The sequence below is a fragment of the Coriobacteriia bacterium genome (assembly GCA_003149935.1).
GTDB lineage: Bacteria > Actinomycetota > Coriobacteriia > Coriobacteriales > QAMH01 > QAMH01.
On the sequence record QAMH01000008.1, the window covers coordinates 13613 to 31491 of the forward strand.

Below are 17879 nucleotides of genomic sequence, written 5' to 3' on the forward strand. Positions count from 1 at the left end.
TCAATCGGCAAGAAGTTCCTGACCGCACGGGAGGCCGCCATAGCAGTGCAGGGCATGGGCCAGCTATCCGTACGATTAGAATTCTGTTGCCTAAGAGGCCCTTCAGGAAGATGTGCCATTTCTCAAAGTGACAAATACAATTTGCCGCCTTGAACGCAAGTCAATCACATAGAGGAATACCATGGAGAAACGGAAGTCGACACGCTAGGCGTCAGCATCATCAACTGCCGTGCGCATTGCCGAAACATAGTTGCTGTCGCTCTCAAAAGTGGATCGAACACCTTTGACAAACTTGGAGATAGCAGCGAATTTTCTAACATCCATCCGGAACAAAGCATAGAAATGCCAGTCAAGGCGCGGGTCTTCGACCGGGATTGCACAAATGTCTTTTGGTGGATCTATGGCGAACTTCTTCGAAACAAGGCCCATCACATCATAGCGTCGCACCATGTGCACCATAGACGAAGTAGAAGTGATGACATTCACTTCGCCCTTCTCGAATCCCAGATCCTTCATCTGGGAGAAAAGCGGCTTATATTGGAAGGGTGGTTTCGACATCAAGAGGAGTTCTTGCCCTTTGAAATCTACCATGGATAACTGATCCCTTTGCGCAAGTGGCGAGCAGGTATTCACCACCGCATACGAGCGTGAGCTTGCTATCTCGCGCACATCGCATTCAGGGAATTCACGCTTCATGCACATGACGATAGCAAGATCGACGCGCTCGGCAAGCACAAGTTCATAGCATTTCTCGCAATCGCACTCGCGGATGCGCAGCTTGTCAGAATACGAATGAATGAATTCATCTGTAGACGAGGGAATGCCAGCGAACAAATTAGCGCTCACAGCCAAAGTCAACATATCGTCCGGCATCACGCTTTGCGCAAACATCACGTCGAAATTTTCGACTTGTTCAACAATTTCACGCGCAGCGCTAGCGGCCTCCTCGCCGTCTGGCGTAAGAACCATCTCATTTCCTCTGCGCTCGAACAAAACGGTGCCGAGCTTATTCTCTAGAACCTTTATGGAATGCGCAATGTTTTGCCGACTGGTGAAACATTTTTTTGCGGCTTTTGCAAAGCTGGCGCTCTCAGAGGCGGCCACAAGATGTTTCAGATGTTGTATCTCCACAGCAGAAGACCCTCCCACATCCACAGTCGTCCAAAGCCTGCACGGGCTGGGCAACAAGCCCGCGTAATCGACCCGCATCTTCATTGTAAACACTGTCACAACATGAAAGGATGATTATGGTTGCGCAAGGGCAAATACAATTTGTCACATAAGGATTTTATCGTCTCGTATTTTATGTAGGGCTGTCCATATCTATCAAATACACTGGCGAGCAGCATGTGAAAAGCATGGATATCATCTGCACGCTCCATCCTCGATGGACCACACGATAAGTACGTGCCGCATGAAAGGAACAAAGAGTACGGTAGTCTTATAACCGAACCCATATTGAATAGGGGGGGGTGGCAAATCCATGGAGACCCAACAATTAGAGTTTGTCCTTGCCGCGATGAAGGCTGACAGTTTCGCACAGGCCGCGCGTAAGTGCTATACAAGCCGACAGAACATTTCCCATGCGGTAAAGGCCACAGAACGAGAATTCGGAGTGGTGCTTTTCAAGCGTGAGAACAAGAAACTGGTGCTCACGGAGGATGGAAAAATATTCTCGGCCAAGGCACAGCGAGTGCTCGACACAGTCAGGGAAATGCATCAGATTGCTGCCCACAACGGCTCGCAGACATTCGAGGCGCTCAATGTGGCAGTTTCGACGACCCTGTTCAGTGCGCTTCCTTCGGGCACTGCTGAGATGCTGCTCAATTGGCCGGGCGGTGTGCGGTTCGAAGAAATGGATTACGAGGACTGCATCGGCTGCGCGAGCGACGAATCAGTCGATGGGGCCCTGGTAATAAGCATGAACCGCGACTATCCCGGATGCGATTCGTTTCACATCGCGACGATGCCGGTATATGCATGGATAGGAAAAAAATCTCCGCTTGCGCAACGGCAGACGATAGCGTTGGAGGAGCTGGAAGGTCGGCGGCTGCTACTCGTGTCCAAGGGGGATTCCCAATATCGGCAGATGTTCCTCGTACTCCGCAACAGAGGGATACATGACGTGAGCTACAACGTGATTACAGGCATCGAGCTCGCCCACGAACTCGTGAAACACACGGACAGCATCGGCGTCGTATCAGAGGTATTCGCAATGAACGCCCCAAGCGACACCGTCGTCATCCCGTTCGACGGCTCGTTTCCAGCATGGCAGATCCAATTGCTGTATCAAGCGTCCGCAAAGACATCACGACGGGTCCTGGCGCTTGCCCATTTCGCCAAGGAGCGGCTGGACGACAAAATACAATGAAATGCAACGAAGGCCAGCCGCCGTGCTATTGTATGGCAGGCGGCTGGCAATCCGGTCAACGACGGCTTCAGCTGATGGCCTAGTCCGCCTGATGCGGGTCAACGTTATAGTAGGGAGCAAACGTGCTAGGAGCAACAAGGTCGCCGTACAAGTTGGGCCTTCGATCCCTAAGCAGGTCCACGGTGCCCATCGACGCTGTTCTGGCTGCGGCTATCTCCTGCTGTGCGTCGAGCTCTGCAACTATCATCTCCTCGTCGTATCCGGCGCATGCTATAACACTTCCCGCCGTTGCGCCCAAGATCATGCTGTGACCCTCTAGGTACTGTCCGCAAAGCGTGGCACAGACGACGGGAACCATGTTCTCAGCCGCGCGCGCCTTCTGAAACGTCATATACTCGATATGACCGCTTGCGTCGTCGGTGCCGGTGATGTTCGGCCACCCGGTCATCGAGACCAACAGCTCAGCGCCTTTACTTGCCAGGATCCTTGCCACCTCCGGGAAACACATGTCGTAGCAGATATAGAGTCCGATCTTCCCTAGCTTGGTATCGAACACGGGGAACTCCGTTCCTGGGAAGTGGTAGAAGTTCTCGGTCAAGACGAGGTGTGTCTTGCGGTACTTACCCACATAGCCCTCCGGGCCCACAAGCACAGAGGCGTTGTGACAGACGCAATCGCGCTCGGGGTCGCGCTCCGCCATGCCCCAGCAGATGTACATGTCATGTTTACGTGCCAAATCCACGAACATCTGGGTCGACTCGCCCTCGGGCACGAGTTCCGAATTGTCGCATATCGTCTGTTTGTCTTCCGCACTGGCAACCGCGAACCCCCTTTCCCCGATGCCCGTAAGGCTCTCCTCGGGAAAAACGATCAGGTCACAGCCCTGCTCGGCTGCCTGCGTGATGAAGTCAATCATCTTCTCCTGGTTAGCTGGCTTGTCACCGGACGTCTCGAAGTTGACTACCGCGATCTTTGCCTTGCTCATTTCATACCCCTTTCGGTTTTCTTCATGCAGATGCTGCCTTAAGAATCACTGTTGCATCAATTTTTGGACTTCTTGGAGATGGCGATGTAAGCGAGGATGAACACGAGTCCGATGGTCATAACCGCCGCCAAGACATAGCCACCAGTCTCCCAGAGCCCGGTTCCAGCTATGGCGTAGAGCACGATCGGGCATCCGATAAAGATGCCGATACTGTAGAAAAGCGTCATGAGCGCGATGCCATAACTGATCTGCATTGGGTTGTCGACGTCGCGTGGAACCAGATAGTTGCAGGCGGTGTACATCAGACCCGGGAAAGCTGCGATAACAAGGGTATGGACTATGAATAGGGACGGTGTCAGCCTCGTCATGAACGCGCACGCCACGATCACGCAGACGGCCGATACGGCCAAAAGGATCGGTGTCCCCTTGGGCCCAAGACGGTCCACTATGAAGCCGCCCAGTATGCAGAACGGGATGCTGAAAAGGTTGTTAAGGCTACTGTAGAAAGTCGCTCCCGCCGCGTCGACATCATAGACAGTCATAAAAAGCGAAGGATAGTTGTTCAAGAAGAAGTACAGTACGAAGCCCAAGGTGAGGGCCAAGAAGCATATCATCATCACACGCTTGTTCTTCAGGATGGGTACAAGCGAAGGCTTGGAAATCTCTCCGCTTCCGGCATCCGACACGGGAGCTTCCCCAACCACAAAGAGGAAGACAGCGGTCATTACCGCAGAGACAATAGCCGTCACCCACCAGGCGCTTGCCAGGCCATACGCCGTGGTAAGGGGAATCATGCAGTTCAAGGCCACGATGGACCCGATCGATATAAACGTCATGAATATTCCCACGAACAGCCCGGTGTTCTTGTTGGGGAACCATATGTTCACGAACACGACGCCCGCGATTGCGACGAAGGCGAAGGCGCAGCCCTCCAATACCCTGCTCGCGAGCAGGACAACATAGCTGTCGATGCCGAGAGCTCCGATCACGTTGCCGCAAATCATTATCACCATGACGATGGTCCAGATCTTCTTGGGGCCGTACTTCGCGATCAATCCTCCGGCTGGTATGGCGAGAACGATGCCGGCGACGGTGAATACGGACATGAGCCAAGATACCTGCTCGTAGGCAATTCCCAAATGCACCGTTATAGGTCCGAGAATCGGAACGATCTTGAATTGGCTCAGCGCCAATGTGGCCGCGCAGAAATACATGACGAAGAACATCAGATAGCGGTTTTTCATACCTGGTTCTCCTTTCTCGAAATATATCGTTTTGAGAGGAGTGGGCTCCGCGCGGTTCCGGAACGCGCTAATGGTTTACGTTTAGCTCCTTTTGCTTCTCTTCACATGAAGGCAAATGCTCGACGCGATACCCTCCCCCGTATCAACATCGAGTATATGGAAGATGAACCCAAGCGAAGTCCCTGATGATTTGCGCACGGCGCAAACACTTTCTGCTGCTGGATTCCCAACCGGAGTATCTATGTTGTCGATTGATTCAAGGATGTGCAGCCCAGCACCCCTCGTGGGCTACGGCGAGATCCTTCGCTGGGATCGCTTCGAGATCCGCGCTCAGGATGACGTGGGGAGGGGACGCTTTACGGCGAGCGCTCGGAATGACGTGAAACGGGATCAAAAAGCCTGCTGCATGTCATACTGAGCGCTTGGTCGCTAAAAGCGACCAAGCGAAGTATCCCGCCACAAAGCGAGCTATGAGATCATGTCTTCCAGATACTGGACGATGTCATCGGACTCGAGCATCGGCTTGTCGTCGACCACGAGGCAGGGCACCTGCGTCGTGCCATTCATGTCGAGAAGCGCCTGGCTGTTCTCCGGCTCGGTCGAATCGAGGATTTTCATCTCGATGCCGTTTTCTTCCATGAAAAGCATGACCTTGCTGCAGAACGGGCATCCGGGCTTGATGTATAGAACCATATTGTCGAATCTCATACTAGACTCCTTGGAAATGAATGAAGTATCTCAAACCAATATGTTACTTCAGAGCGCGGCCTTTAGATAGAACTTCTGCAAACGCCTGATCCGTTCAAGCAACCGCCTCTCACGCCTCATCCCTCATGTGCGGGAACAGCAGCACGTCGCGAATGGTGGGCGCATCGGTGAGCAGCATGGTGAGCCTATCGATGCCGATGCCGATGCCACCGGCAGGAGGCATGCCGTACTCGAGCGCGCGAATGTAATCCGCGTCAAAGCCCATGGCCTCGTCGTCGCCCATATCCTTTGCCTTGACCTGCTCCATGAAGCGCTCGGCCTGGTCGACCGGATCGTTGAGCTCGGTGAAGGCATTGGCGTACTCATGCCCTAAGATGAACAGCTCGAAGCGCTGGGTGAGTTCAGGATTGTCCGGATGCTTCTTCGCGAGCGGGGAGATCTCGAGCGGATGATCGATGACGAAGGTGGGCTGGATGATCTTCTCCTCGGCAACTGCCTCGAAGATCTCGGCGATGAGCTTGCCCTTGCCCCAGGCAGCCTCGGCATGGCCACCGTTCTTCTCCAAGATGGCCACGAGCTCTTCGCGCGTGCGGCCGAAGGAGACATCCTCGCCCGCATACTCGCTGGCAAGCTCCATCATGGTCGCCCGGCGCCAATCACCAGACAAGTCGATGGGCGTGCCCTGATACTCGATGTGCAGCGTGCCGCAGGCAGCCTCGGCTGCGGCCTTGAAGCAGCCCTCGGCCAAATCCATCATGGACTCGAGATCGCCGAAGGCCTCATAGGCCTCCATCGTGGTGAACTCGGGATTATGGTAAGGATCCATGCCCTCGTTGCGGAAGATGCGTCCCAGCTCGAACACCTTGGGAAAACCGCCGACAAGCAGACGCTTCAAGGGAAGCTCCGTGGCGATGCGCAGATAGTAGTCGCGATCAAGCGCGTTGAAGTGCGTGATGAAGGGCTTTGCGTTCGCGCCGCCGATAATCGGACTCAAAAACGGCGTCTCGACCTCGTAGTACCCTTCGTCTTCCATGAAGCGGCGGATGGCGGAGATGATGCGCGAGCGCTTCTTGAACGTCTCGCGGACCTCAGGATTCACGACCAAATCGACGTAGCGCTGGCGATAGCGCGTCTCCTTGTCCTGCAGACCGTGGAACTTCTCGGGAAGCGGGCGCAGACTCTTGGACATGAGCTCGAACGAGGAGACGGCCACGGAGAGCTGACCACGACGCGTGCGCATCATGGTGCCGTGCACGGCAATCCAATCGCCCACGTCCAGGTCTTTCAGCTCCTCGAAGGCATCTTCGCCCAAGGTGTTGATGCGGCAAAAGAGCTGGATGGTGCCCGTGTGGTCCATGAGCTCGAGAAAGGCGACCTTGCCCTGCGCGCGTTTGGCCATGACGCGGCCAGCGATGGCGACCTCGTCTTCAGTGTCTTGGCCGTCTTCGAGATGAGCATACTGCTCGTCAAGCTGCTCGACCGTATGCGAGCTTGCAAAGGCGTGGCCATACGGATCACGGCCCGCATCGATGAGCGCCTGGCGCTTGTTACGACGAACCTCTACCGGATCGTCGATGATCTCCTCTGATGCGTCGGACATGATTAGTGGCCGACCTTCGTGAGCGTGAACTTCATCTTGCGGCCGGTCGGGCCCTCGTACTCGATGACATCGCCCTTCTTGTGGCCGAGCACGGCAGCACCCACGGGGGACTCGTTCGAAATCTTGCCCTGGGCACTATCGGCTTCGGCGCCACCGACGATGGTGAAGACGCGCTCCTTGCCGTTATCGTCGGTCAGCGTGACCGTCGAGCCAATGACGACACGGTTGCCCTTTTTGGGCGCGTCTACGACCTGTGCGTTTGCGAGAACGTCATTGATCTCGGCGATGCGCTGCTCAAGAATGGCCTGCTCGTTCTTGGCATCATCGTACTCGGAGTTCTCGGAGATATCGCCGAACTCACGCGCAATGCGAATACGCTCGCCGACCTCGTCGCGCTTCTCGGTTTCGAGGTAGTGAAGCTCTTCCTCGAGCTTTGCCTTGCCGTCCGCAGTCAGGACTACATCATTTGCGTTGTTCGCCATGGGATGGTATCTCCGTTCGTCTCTATCTCGTGTCCGCGCAAATGCGCGGATTGGTGGTTAGGTGGGTGTTACTCAGCCTTGCTTGCAGGAGCTTTCTCCGGCTCAGTCGCCTCTTCTACGACAGCATCCTCGACAGTCTCGACCTGAGGCGTCTCCTTGGCAGGGGCGTCTTCGACGACCTCGGCCGTATCCTGTACGTCAGCAGCGGTATCATCCTTCTTCTTGCCGTCCATACCGTCGCGCAGACTCTTGAACGTCTTGCCAATGGCATTTCCCAACTTGGGCAGATTCTTGGGACCAAAGATAAGCAGGACCACAATCAGAATGATGATCAGCTCAGGAACGCCAATGCCTCCCAGAAAGGGAATCCTCATCATATCCTCCAAAGCTTGCGTGTATGCATCGCTCGAATAGCGAGTGCAAGACTATCACGTATCGCACTATAATAAAACAAAGGGGCTTCTGGCGAATGCAGAAACCCCCTTCTGGCAATCTGGTCGGGATGACTGGATTTGAACCAGCGACCTCTCACTCCCGAAGCGAGCGCTCTACCAAGCTGAGCCACATCCCGAATGCGCGGTGATTGATTCTAGCAGATTATGAGGGGCGTGCGATGATTTTTTGCGAGGGAGCAAAACTGGTCACAGACCGGACACTTAACCGGCACTCACGCCGTGCCAGCCGACACCCTCGTCACGCAATCTGCCGCGCTGGGAGCGGAAAGCGATGGCGCTTATGCCGTCAACGCATCGATGGGAATGACCTTGACGCCGTCCTCACGCGTGTGAGCCACGGCTCCCACCCCCACAACCACGGCCTTGACCGAAGGCCCACGCTCACCACGCTTGACCATCTTCGCTTCAAGCCTATTGAGATTCGCCGCTGCTGCGTCTTCTTGATCAGCGCCAAGCTTGACCTCAAAAGCGCCCCATCTTCCGTCTCGGGCTTGTACGATGAGGTCGACTTCAAGATTCGTGTCATCGTTGTAATGCATTACTTTCGCATCCATCGCCCGCGCATACACGATGAGTTCATGCGCTACAAGCGATTCAAAAAGAAAGCCCATTGTCTTCAGGTCACCCATCAGGGATTCAGGCGTTGCACCCAATGCGGCTACCGCCAGAGACGGGTCTGCGAGATGATGCTTGCTGGCAGAGCGGATTCTCACCGGCGAGCGCAAGACCGGGCTCCACGCTGGTATATCGCACACGAAGAACATCCGACGCAAGACGGAGACATATTCGCCCAAGGTCCTCTCCGAAAGCGGTACCCCATCGTTAAGCTCGGCCGTATCGGCAAGAAGCGTGCGCTTAGATGCCAGAGTGGACTCGTTGCGAGCAAGTGACGCGATGAGGAGCCTGACTTTGTGCGGGTCATGCCTAACTTCGTTTACCCAAACGTATCAAGGTGAAGTCGCAGAGACTGATCGCTCACTCTCTCGATATAATGGAATGCCTTGTCCATGACTATGCCTCCACCTCGACATACTTTGTTTTTCGAATATTTCATCAGTGTTTTTTCGAATATTACGTCATGGTTTTTTCGAATTACCTCACGCCGTGCCAGCCGATGCCCTCGTCGCGCCAACCGAGGCCCAACAGGGTGACGAACTCGCCCCAGTCGGTGGTGTAGTGGTGGTTGTTGGCGAAGGCGTTAGGGTTGTAGGCGCGGTAGAGCGGCACGGACTTATCGGGATCGGAGAACCAGCCGCCCTCCTCGAGCGTCCATCCGGCGGCCACAAGTGCATCGCGCTCGACTTCGGAAGACGTGTAATGATGCTCGCCGGCGAAGGAGTTGTAGAGGCGGTAGACCTTGACGCCCTCGGTCGGTGCCGTCCAGCCGATTCCCTCGTCGTTCCAGCCGGCCGCTATGACCGCGTCGCGTTCGACCGTGCTTGCCGTGTAGAAGTGCTCGCCGGAGTTGGGGTTGTACAGGTGGTACATCTCCTGGGTGACCACAGGCTCGGGCTCGGCAGCGCCGGGGTCATCGGGTTTGGGATCGGTGCCCGGGTCGTCGGGCTTGGGGTCCGCTGGGATAGGTTCATCAGGCTTGGGATCGACCGGCGTAGGGTCAACTGATTCGGCAGACGTGCTCTGGTACGTGACGGTCTTGGTGCCCGAATACACGCCCAGACCCGTCACGTCTATCGTGATGAGGCCGCTTTTCGGATCATATCGGGAAGCCATCGAATAGTGCCTTCCCTCGGACAAGATGACGCCACCGTAGGAAACGGAGACGACCGGTTTCTGCGATTCACTTACCCCCGTCACCTGGATATTAGCGCTCGAAATGGGAATGTTGAGCGCTTGGGGGTTATCAACGTTGTCCGTAAACGCTTTGATGCGCGCGGTGCTGCCCGGTTCGTCCCCGGCTTGCTGAGCGCTTCCCGACAGGTCATACCAGGCAGCGGCCTGCGGAAACAGCGAGAAGCTCTGTCCTTTCGAGCATTCGTTCTTGAAACTTGCGAAGCCAACATTGGCGCTCGTATCGACCGCGTAGTTTACGGTCGAGCCGTCCGCATGGGAAAGGGTGGCGACTACCGAATACCTCGTTCCCTGGGTGAGCGGAACGCTGCTCGGCAGCTCGATGGTGTGGACCCCCTCATAGGTGAGCCGCCCCTGCGCTGGCGTTGCAAGAGCCGGCGAACCGCTCGTGGGGTCGGTTGGGTCGGTCGAGTTCACGTATATTTGAATGGAGTAATCGACATTGACATCGTAGAAGGAAAGCGAGACCGCCTTGAGCACCTCGCCGCCCTGCGCATTGGCCTTCGCCGTGAACATGTTTGCGATACTGCCCCCAGAGGGCAAATGGTTGTAGAACGGTGCTGACGACCCATCGTATTGGTAGTTGTTGTCGTAATTGTCGGCCTTTGCCATGTCGTAGACATACACTCTTGATCCGGGCCTGTTGATGCAGGTGTCCTCGTAGGAGACCCAGAAGTAGCCATCCTCGCCAAAGTCCGTCCCCCAGCTGTTCTTGCACAGCCAGGCACCGTTTGATGAGGGTCTTGTCGTGGCGCAGTCAAACCCGGGGAGGAGGGGGTCCGCGCTCACGGTGTCATCGACCTCGAAAAGGTCCATGGACAGGAAGGCCACCCTGTTCGCAGCACCGCTGCAACGCAGGTAATACGTCTGGCCCGCCTTGAGGGACACGGTGTTACCCGCAGCGACCCACGTCCGCTGCAGTAGCCCATTGCCATCGATGGTCGGGCAATACAGCGTCACCTCGAAAGACTCGTCCCACGGATCGGGACCTAGCGTATAGGAGCCGCTCTTTGTCGGTGTGAACGAAAGCCACTTGTAACCGCTTGCATCGGGAGCGGGCATGGCAACCTTTTGGCCGTTTGGAATTTGCGTCACGGAATCGGGCAAAGAGGCATCGGCAGACGCGGGAGAGATGCGCACCGTACAATCCGTCGTGCTACCGTATTCTCTCGCGAGCCTGACGTAATATGTCGTGCCCTTTTCGAGAAAGCAAGTCGGGCTGCTCATCCCGCTGGCCGCTTTGTTCACCCAAATCGGATTTCCACTTTGGCCATCCAGCTTGTACACGGTTTCAGTGAAGCCCCCTGGACCATCCTCCGATGCGGTGCAGAAAATAGTGTGGAACCCGGATACGGCAGGCTCGAACTTCGCCCAGGCGGCACCCTGGGAATCGAATACCACGTCCTTAGACTCATCGGCCGAAATCAAAGGCGCCGAAGTGGCCACCGTGCCATCCCACCCGTCATCGAGCCCGAAGTTATCGACGCTGTAATCGTCATTCCAGCCAACGATGGCAATGTCATGGTTGGTGTCCTGGGACTTGTAATTGTAAAGGGCGCTATGCTTGGAGTTGAAGCACTGCGAGTATTGGTCCAAGTTGACCAGGGTTGCCGCCGCACCATACTTCATGATTGCCCGCTTGACATCGTTTCTGTCCTCCATGGCAATCATGTAACCGTTTTCCAGATGATAGGAGTCCGTGTAGGCAAGGGAGCTATCGAGTGCCGTGTCGGCGAGGAACTTCTCCACGGCAGCCTTTCGCTGCGCCGGAGACAATGTCCAGTCATTCAGATCGGCCGATTCATAACGATCGAGCAGGTCATTGATAGACGCAGCGCTTTCATCAGCCGCGCCAATCCATGAGGAAAGGGTGTAAAGGGCGGTCTCGTCGTTTCCGCCCGAGGCCAGATATGGATCGCTCGAATTCTCGAACACTTCCGAGTACGCGGCGTTTGCTGCCGTGACCGAATCTCCCTTGGTACCTCCGAGAGGGTCAGATTGCCGATGGTAGGTGAAGTACGCAAGATGGCGCTCGGAAAGGTCGACCGAACTCGCGAGCCCCTCGCTTAGAATCGAGGACTCGACAGCCGCAGTTGTCGAATACGCCCAGCAAATACCAAGCTCACCTTGGTTGCCAATGGGGGTGACCCTCCCCTTTTCGACCGAACTATACCTGCGCGAAACGTCTTCCTGGGCGATGAGGCCATCGTAGTTCGCGTCATAGATACTGTAGATGGGGGTCTGCTCGGACACCGCGCCCGTGCCGGCAGAGGTGCCGCTTGCGCTGATGACTTCCGGCATCTTGAACAGCCGCATGATTGGATTCGCGCCCTGGGCAGCAGGCTCGCTCTTGGCAAACGCCATTGCAGGACACAGGGCCATGACCAGCGCAGCGCAAAGTAGGCAATGGGCCGATTTCTTCAGAAGCGCACGCATCGTTCCTCCTGCACATTAGGCGGTTGCATGACTCCACATAACGGGAGAGTGGGCCATCTGTCAAGAAACAGACCACGAAGTGCCGACAGGAGAAGGTAGCATAGACCCATTCGGCTTGCGCCGTTGCCGAATTGATGCTGCATAGACCCACGTAATGGGTCTATGCGGATGGATTTCGCCAAGATATGCCCAAAGGGGACGGTGCAGACCCATTTTCGGGTCTGCACTGTAGATTCCGGACAATCGAGTCTCTACCTCACACCATACCAGCCGAAGTCCTCGCACTGCCAGCCGATGGAGACAAAGTGGTCGCGGTCGGCACCGCTGGCAGTGTAGTGGTGCTTACCACCAAAACCAACGACATGAAGATCGGTAACATTTTCCTTGCGACTCGCATCGATTTCTCCTCCGCCTAAGAGCGTGCAAACCCTCTGAAGCAGCGAAGAGAATCGTCGTGCTCTCCACAGAACACCAGCGAACAGACCCGCAGGATTGGTTTAGCGGAGGGGTCGAGGGGGAGAGATTTCTCGACTTTGCGGCCTAGCGGCCGCTTCGCTCGAAATGACAATAGAGAGGCAGCTGTCTGCGCACTTCCTTCGCATAGCGCTTGCTCATCGGCACCTTCGCACCTGAGGTCAACACGACCTCCGTCGGAGTGATACTCGCCACGCGCTCCGCGTTCACTAGATAACTGTTGTGACAGCGCAGAAAGCTCTCGGGAAGTCTCGCAATCACATCGCGCATCGTCGAGTACATCTGGTGGACGCCGCTATCTGCATGTATGAAGACCTTGCGCTTGATGCTCTCGACGTAGTCAATGGTGTCGACGGGCACGATATGCACCTCGCGCGCGAACTTAACTATGAGTTTAGTGGGTATAGGCACTTCATCGGGATTACCCGCATGTTGAATGCGCTGCGCGGCGCTTGCATCGAGTGCTGGCCTCTTTCGCGACATTGTTGATTTGTCGCGAATTGTTTCTGATTTCATACATTCAAAATATCACAATCAATAGCATGCGCTTATGCAGAAGTCTGATATAAGGAACAAAATCGGTTTCCGAATCAAAGAACTTCGTAAGCAGCATGGACTTACGCAAGATAAGTTCGCCCTCATGACTGGAATCAACCGCAGCTATCTTGCAGATATCGAAAAGGGAAACAGGAATTTCGGTTTTGACACGCTCGTGAAAATCGTGCGTGGCTTTGGCATCACGTTCTCGGAATTCTTCAAGGGAATCTAGAGCATCCGCAGGTGCCCTCTACCCGTTGCCCTCTGCACATGCGCCGCAAACGTGCATCTTCGACATGGCGGGTTTGCTCGTTGGCGTAGGAAGGCCACATGAGCAGAGGAGAGATTTCTCGACTTCGCGGCCTAACGGCCGCTTCGCTCGAAATGACAATGGGGAGGGCGGCCGCTTCGCTCGAAATCGCAAGTTACGGACGAACGATCTTGCCACGCACCGCTTCGACGCGAACGCGCTCGCCAGACTGCGGCGCATGAATCATTTGGCCATCGCCAATGTAGAGGCCGCAGTGGCCAGGGCTGCACGCCACGACATCACCAGGGCGCGGATCGCTTACCGCAGACATCCCCCAGAAGGAATACGACGTGTAGGCGTGACCATACCTGCCGGTAAGCGCATAGCTCACCAGACCCGAGCAGTCGAAACCGCTGGGACTTGAGCTGCCGGACCTATACGGCACGCCCAGGCAAGCCTCGGCGCGGCGAACGGACTCGGGCTTCGCGGCCTCGATAGCCGCTGCCTCAGCGGCGGCGATTTCGGCGGCGGTCTCGTCAATCTGCTCACGGCAGGTCGTGATCAGCTCGAGCTGAGCGGGCTCATCGGCATAGGCTTGCTCGGGACCATCGGAGAAAGACGGCTGTTGCAGGGGAAGGGCAAACGCTGCAGGACAGATAGCGAGTACGAGTAGAGAAGACAGCGCAATGCCAAGGACCGACTTACGGTTATGTAAATGCATGAGAAAAAAGATTCCTAGCGCCCGCAATACATATGGTGCTCAATTTGTAGACAGTAATTGCAGCAGGCAAGGAGGCATACTACCCCAAAATCCGGAGCCTCCATAAACTGTGCACATTTCGCGCATATAGACCCATGTGAGCGGCATCGTCCCCGCTAGAGAGGCTAGAATCGCAGTGCTGCGGTCCATCCTCCTCGGCAGCTCTCGACGACGCCCCAACGCGTGCCCATGGCTTCGATGCAGCTAATGCCACCCGTGGAAATCCCCACGTGACCAGGCTTGTAGAGCACGTCGCCGGGCCGTGCCTCGCTTGGACTGAAGCGTGCCGAAGCAACCGCGTAGAGCGATTCGGTGTAGGACGGAAGCGACATGCCGATTTGGCGATAACACCACGCGACAAAGCCCGAGCAATCGAAGGCGTCGGGGCCTTTCGCGCCCCATACGTACGGATATCCCAGCTTCGAGTACGCGTAATCGAGCACGCTGCCGTTCGTGGGTAAGTCTGGTGCAGACCCCGAGCCGGAAGACACCTCCGTGATGGAGCTGGATGCGCCCGAGTTGCTCGAGGAGCCCCCTCCCCCACCACCGCCTGAGTCATCTGAACCGCTCGGCTCGGAAGGCGCAGCAGGCATCGCGGGAACCACCTGCACCGCGCTCGGTACGAACTCCTGCGGTGCACGCGCACTCGCCTGCGCCTCGGCCGCTTCCTGCTCGGCGAGTATCTGGCGATATTCCGCGCTCAGGTTGTTATAAATCCTGTCGTATTCGTTCTGCTTGGCGAGCACCTGGCTCATGTACGCCTCGGCAGAGGAGAGCTGTTCGGCAGCACGTTGCTGCTGCGCGACAAGCTCGCCCTGCGCAGACTCGAGTGTCGCCTTCGTGACCTTGGTACTGGCCACGAGATCAGCGTCCTCGGCATTAAGGGCGTTGAGGGTGTCCCATACGGTCGCGAAATCCTCGAAGGTGGTCACACCCAAAAGCACGTCGAGATACGAGGTCGATCCCGAACGGTACATGGCCGTGGCGCGCACGTCGAGGCGATTCTGCAGCGAGCCGATGCGCTCCGACATCTCGGTGATGGTGGCCTGTGCTTCCTCGACCCGTGCCGTCGCGTCGTCATAGGCATCCATGGCCTGATGGTAACGGTCGCCGGCAGCGGAAACGTCCTCTGCCATGGCCTCGAGCTGGGCCTTGACGGTATGGACTTCCGCCTGCTTCTGCGCGGCGGACGTGCCGAGTGCTTGCGTGGGATTAACGGTGCATAACGCGCCCAGAGCGATGAACGAGCCGATGAATGCCCTGCGATTGAGAATAGTAGACATAGCGCGTCCCCCAATGCAACGTTAGAAGTACATATTGGGTTCTCTGCGCAGGCTATGGTACCACCGTCGCGAGCACACGCTAGCAAGGACGGGTCAATGTCACAGACTCATCACAAAAGGTCGCGAAGTTTGGAGGAACGGTGAACGAACGGCGCTACGGGCGCACGATCTTGCCACGCACGCTGGAAATGCGCACGGTGGCTCCCGTATGCGGTGCCTCGATCATCTGGCCGTTGCCGATGTAGAGGCCGCAGTGGCCCGCATGGCATGCAACGACATCGCCCGGCTGCGGATCGCTCACCTCGGGCATGGACCAGAAATCCTGCGAGACGTAGGCGTGACCGAAGCTGCCCGTCAGGGCCCAGCTTACGAGACCAGAGCAATCGAAGGCACTCGGGCTGCTCGCACCGTAGACATACGGAAGACCGATGGCCGAGTAGGCGCGCTCGACCGCGCTGGAACCACCGAGGTTGGCGCTCGGACGCGAGGAGCTGCTACCCTTGCTCGAGCTTCCACCACCGCTGCTCGAGCTGCTGGAAACCGAGGGGAAGTATGCCGCGCTTGCGGCGGCCGCGGCCTGCTCCTGAGCTGCCTGCTCCTGAGCGAGAAGCTCCTGGTACTCGGAGCTCAGACCGTTGTAAATCGACTGGTACTGAGCGGTCTTGGACTCGATTTCGCTCTTGTAGGACTCGGCAATCTCGAGCTGGCGCTGGGCCTCGGCCTGCTTGGCATCGAGATCCGCCTTGGCAGCATCGAGCTCGGCCTTGGCCTGCTTGCTGCTCACGACAAGATCGGCATCTTCCGCATTGAGCGTGTTGAGCGTGTCCCACACGGTTGCGAAGTCGTCGAAGGAGCCCACGCCCATGAGCACGTCGAGATAGGTCATGGAGCCAGAACGATACATCGACGTGGCGCGCGTCTCGATGCGCGTCTGCAGTGCGTTGATCTTCGCCTGGGCATCGTTGATGCGCTGCTGGCAATCCTCTGCCTCGGCAACAGCCTGGTCGTGATTGCGGTTGGCAAGGTTGTAATCATCGACTGCGAGGGAAAGCTCCTCATTGAGCGCATTGAGCTGCGCGGAGACACTCTGAACCTCGGCCTGCTTCTGCGCGGCCGTCACAGCACCGGCACTCACGGGGAAAAGCGTCAGGGCAAGTGCCGCAGACAGCACGAAAGCCAGGGCCGCCTTACGCTTCATGGAAATATGCATAATTAAAAATCCTAACTGCCCGCTTGTATTCGCGTTTCAAAGTGGGCGGTTTGCCTCACTCGTTGGACGTCTATGGTAACACCCGCACGTGCTCCTGTCTAAAAACGCCGATGCGCACCACAATATCTTGATATGACGAGGGCTTGAAGCACTACGGGGTTGTTGGTGAGATTTCTCGACTCCGCTGCCTTCGGCAGCTCCGCTCGAAATGACAATGGGGGCTGCTTCGCGCCTTCGCTCGAAAGGACAATGGGGGGCGCTTGCCCTTTTTGTCATCTCGACTGGAGCGGCCGATAGGCCGCGTAACGGAGAGATCTCGCTCGAAATGGCAATGGGGGGCGCCCCGCGCCTTCGCTCGAAATGGCGGGGCTACGAAAACGAAGCGCAGAAGGCGTCGAGCAGAAGGACGGCGAGATGCTGCTCCCAGCGCTCGCCCGTCACGGTACCCGTTGCATCCGAATAGCCGTGATCGGGTACCTCGATGATGACACGGCGCGGCGTCGCCTTCGCCGAAGACAAGGCAATGCTGATGCGGCGGGGGAACATGAAATCGTCGGAGAACTCGATGAGCGGAATGCCATCTTGGCCGTCAACTTCGACGGAAGTCACGCCCACCATGAGCATGTTGGAGGGCGGAAACGCCTCGAGTGTATCGGCGCTCATGACGTGCGCGCCCTCGAAGGTCGCACGGGCGAGGTTGGCGATACGCGAGGCAACGCCACGGCCGGTTTCGTCCAGCCCGTAGAAACACGCCTCCATCTTCTCGAGCGCCTCGGCCGCACGCGCAAAGCCCATCTGCGCGCCCTCGGCACTCGTCGGCTCCTTGCCCTCCCAAGCGTGGCGCAGGCGCTCGATCGCATCGAAAGTGGTGTTGCCCGCGATGCCGTCGTCCGTGATTCCGACGCTGAGCTGGAAATCGCGCAGGGCGCGCTCGGTATGCGCGCCAAAGATGCCGTCGGACTTGCCGACGACGAAGCCAAGCACCTCGAGGATCGTTTGCAGCGAGCGCACGTCGGCCCCGTGAAAATGGGGCATGCGCAGGTAGAGCATGCGGTCGCCGAGCGCGAAGCTCGCATCCACCAGGGCCGCCCATGCCTGCTGATCGACGAAATCGCCCGGCGGCAGCCCCTCGGACTGCCTGAACATCTTGACCGCATCGCAGGTGCGTTGGAGATACGCACCGTCGACGGCAAGTTCGTAGCCCATGACGCGCAAACGTCGCTGCACGTCTTCCACGGCGGCACCGTGATCGTTGCGGCCAATCGTCCTCATGAG

16 protein-coding genes, 1 tRNA gene and 2 pseudogenes are annotated in these 17879 nt (G+C 57.1%); 2 read left to right on the forward strand and 17 right to left on the reverse strand.

The features are described from left to right. Nucleotides 1–204: 204 nt before the first annotated feature. Nucleotides 205–1215 carry a hypothetical protein gene (locus DBY20_07070; protein ID PWL78088.1) on the reverse strand — a complete coding sequence of 337 codons (1011 nt, stop codon included), beginning with the start codon at nucleotides 1213–1215 and terminating at the stop codon, nucleotides 205–207. A 268-nt stretch (nucleotides 1216–1483) separates the two neighbouring features. On the opposite strand from DBY20_07070, the gene DBY20_07075 reads away from it, so the two are divergent. Continuing rightward, a complete protein-coding gene (locus tag DBY20_07075; protein PWL78089.1) occupies nucleotides 1484–2371 on the forward strand; it encodes a hypothetical protein in 888 nt (295 codons plus the stop codon). Between the two features lie 79 nt (nucleotides 2372–2450). Here the strand turns inward: DBY20_07075 and DBY20_07080 are convergent, their stop codons facing one another. The 12 genes and pseudogenes from DBY20_07080 to DBY20_07135 form a co-directional block, all read right to left on the reverse strand. Then, on the reverse strand, nucleotides 2451–3356 hold the full coding sequence (locus DBY20_07080) for a hypothetical protein (protein ID PWL78090.1): 906 nt from the start codon (nucleotides 3354–3356) through the stop codon (nucleotides 2451–2453). A gap of 56 nt (nucleotides 3357–3412) precedes the next feature. Then, entirely contained in the window at nucleotides 3413–4600 is a 1188-nt protein-coding gene (locus tag DBY20_07085) for a hypothetical protein (protein ID PWL78091.1), read from the reverse strand. Nucleotides 4601–5068: 468 nt separating this feature from the next. After that, the gene (locus DBY20_07090) at nucleotides 5069–5308 is read right to left on the reverse strand and encodes a glutaredoxin (GenBank protein PWL78092.1); all 240 of its coding nucleotides are present in this window, start codon (nucleotides 5306–5308) and stop codon (nucleotides 5069–5071) included. Nucleotides 5309–5417: 109 nt separating this feature from the next. Continuing rightward, nucleotides 5418–6908, reverse strand: a complete 1491-nt coding sequence (gene lysS / locus DBY20_07095; protein PWL78093.1) for a lysine--tRNA ligase — start codon at nucleotides 6906–6908, stop codon at nucleotides 5418–5420. A 2-nt stretch (nucleotides 6909–6910) separates the two neighbouring features. Beyond that, nucleotides 6911–7390 carry a transcription elongation factor GreA gene (locus tag DBY20_07100; GenBank protein PWL78094.1) on the reverse strand — a complete coding sequence of 160 codons (480 nt, stop codon included), beginning with the start codon at nucleotides 7388–7390 and terminating at the stop codon, nucleotides 6911–6913. A gap of 68 nt (nucleotides 7391–7458) precedes the next feature. Beyond that, nucleotides 7459–7764 (reverse strand): hypothetical protein, encoded by a 306-nt coding sequence (locus tag DBY20_07105; GenBank protein ID PWL78095.1) that lies wholly within the window; start codon nucleotides 7762–7764, stop codon nucleotides 7459–7461. A 120-nt stretch (nucleotides 7765–7884) separates the two neighbouring features. Next, nucleotides 7885–7961 (reverse strand) — tRNA-Pro (locus tag DBY20_07110). A 162-nt stretch (nucleotides 7962–8123) separates the two neighbouring features. Further along, nucleotides 8124–8741: a hypothetical protein gene (locus DBY20_07115; protein ID PWL78096.1), complete on the reverse strand. Its 618-nt coding sequence runs from the start codon at nucleotides 8739–8741 to the stop codon at nucleotides 8124–8126. A gap of 196 nt (nucleotides 8742–8937) precedes the next feature. After that, complete coding sequence (locus DBY20_07120) at nucleotides 8938–9333, reverse strand: hypothetical protein (GenBank protein PWL78304.1); 396 nt, start codon at nucleotides 9331–9333, stop codon at nucleotides 8938–8940. A gap of 975 nt (nucleotides 9334–10308) precedes the next feature. Further along, nucleotides 10309–10881, reverse strand: a pseudogene (locus DBY20_07125) (hypothetical protein). 228 nt (nucleotides 10882–11109) lie between these two features. Further along, nucleotides 11110–12090: pseudogene (locus DBY20_07130) on the reverse strand (hypothetical protein). A 540-nt stretch (nucleotides 12091–12630) separates the two neighbouring features. Further along, nucleotides 12631–13080 carry a hypothetical protein gene (locus DBY20_07135; GenBank protein PWL78097.1) on the reverse strand — a complete coding sequence of 150 codons (450 nt, stop codon included), beginning with the start codon at nucleotides 13078–13080 and terminating at the stop codon, nucleotides 12631–12633. A 34-nt stretch (nucleotides 13081–13114) separates the two neighbouring features. On the opposite strand from DBY20_07135, the gene DBY20_07140 reads away from it, so the two are divergent. Then, nucleotides 13115–13333, forward strand: coding sequence for an XRE family transcriptional regulator (locus DBY20_07140; GenBank protein ID PWL78098.1), 219 nt, complete (start codon nucleotides 13115–13117; stop codon nucleotides 13331–13333). 193 nt (nucleotides 13334–13526) lie between these two features. Here the strand turns inward: DBY20_07140 and DBY20_07145 are convergent, their stop codons facing one another. The 4 genes from DBY20_07145 to DBY20_07160 form a co-directional block, all read right to left on the reverse strand. Then, nucleotides 13527–14072, reverse strand: coding sequence for a hypothetical protein (locus DBY20_07145; GenBank protein PWL78099.1), 546 nt, complete (start codon nucleotides 14070–14072; stop codon nucleotides 13527–13529). 164 nt (nucleotides 14073–14236) lie between these two features. Further along, nucleotides 14237–15394, reverse strand: a complete 1158-nt coding sequence (locus DBY20_07150) for a hydrolase Nlp/P60 (protein PWL78100.1) — start codon at nucleotides 15392–15394, stop codon at nucleotides 14237–14239. Between the two features lie 154 nt (nucleotides 15395–15548). After that, nucleotides 15549–16604, reverse strand: coding sequence for a hydrolase Nlp/P60 (locus DBY20_07155; GenBank protein ID PWL78101.1), 1056 nt, complete (start codon nucleotides 16602–16604; stop codon nucleotides 15549–15551). Between the two features lie 369 nt (nucleotides 16605–16973). Continuing rightward, nucleotides 16974–17876 (reverse strand): peptidoglycan-binding protein, encoded by a 903-nt coding sequence (locus DBY20_07160; GenBank protein PWL78102.1) that lies wholly within the window; start codon nucleotides 17874–17876, stop codon nucleotides 16974–16976. Nucleotides 17877–17879 lie beyond the last annotated feature (3 nt).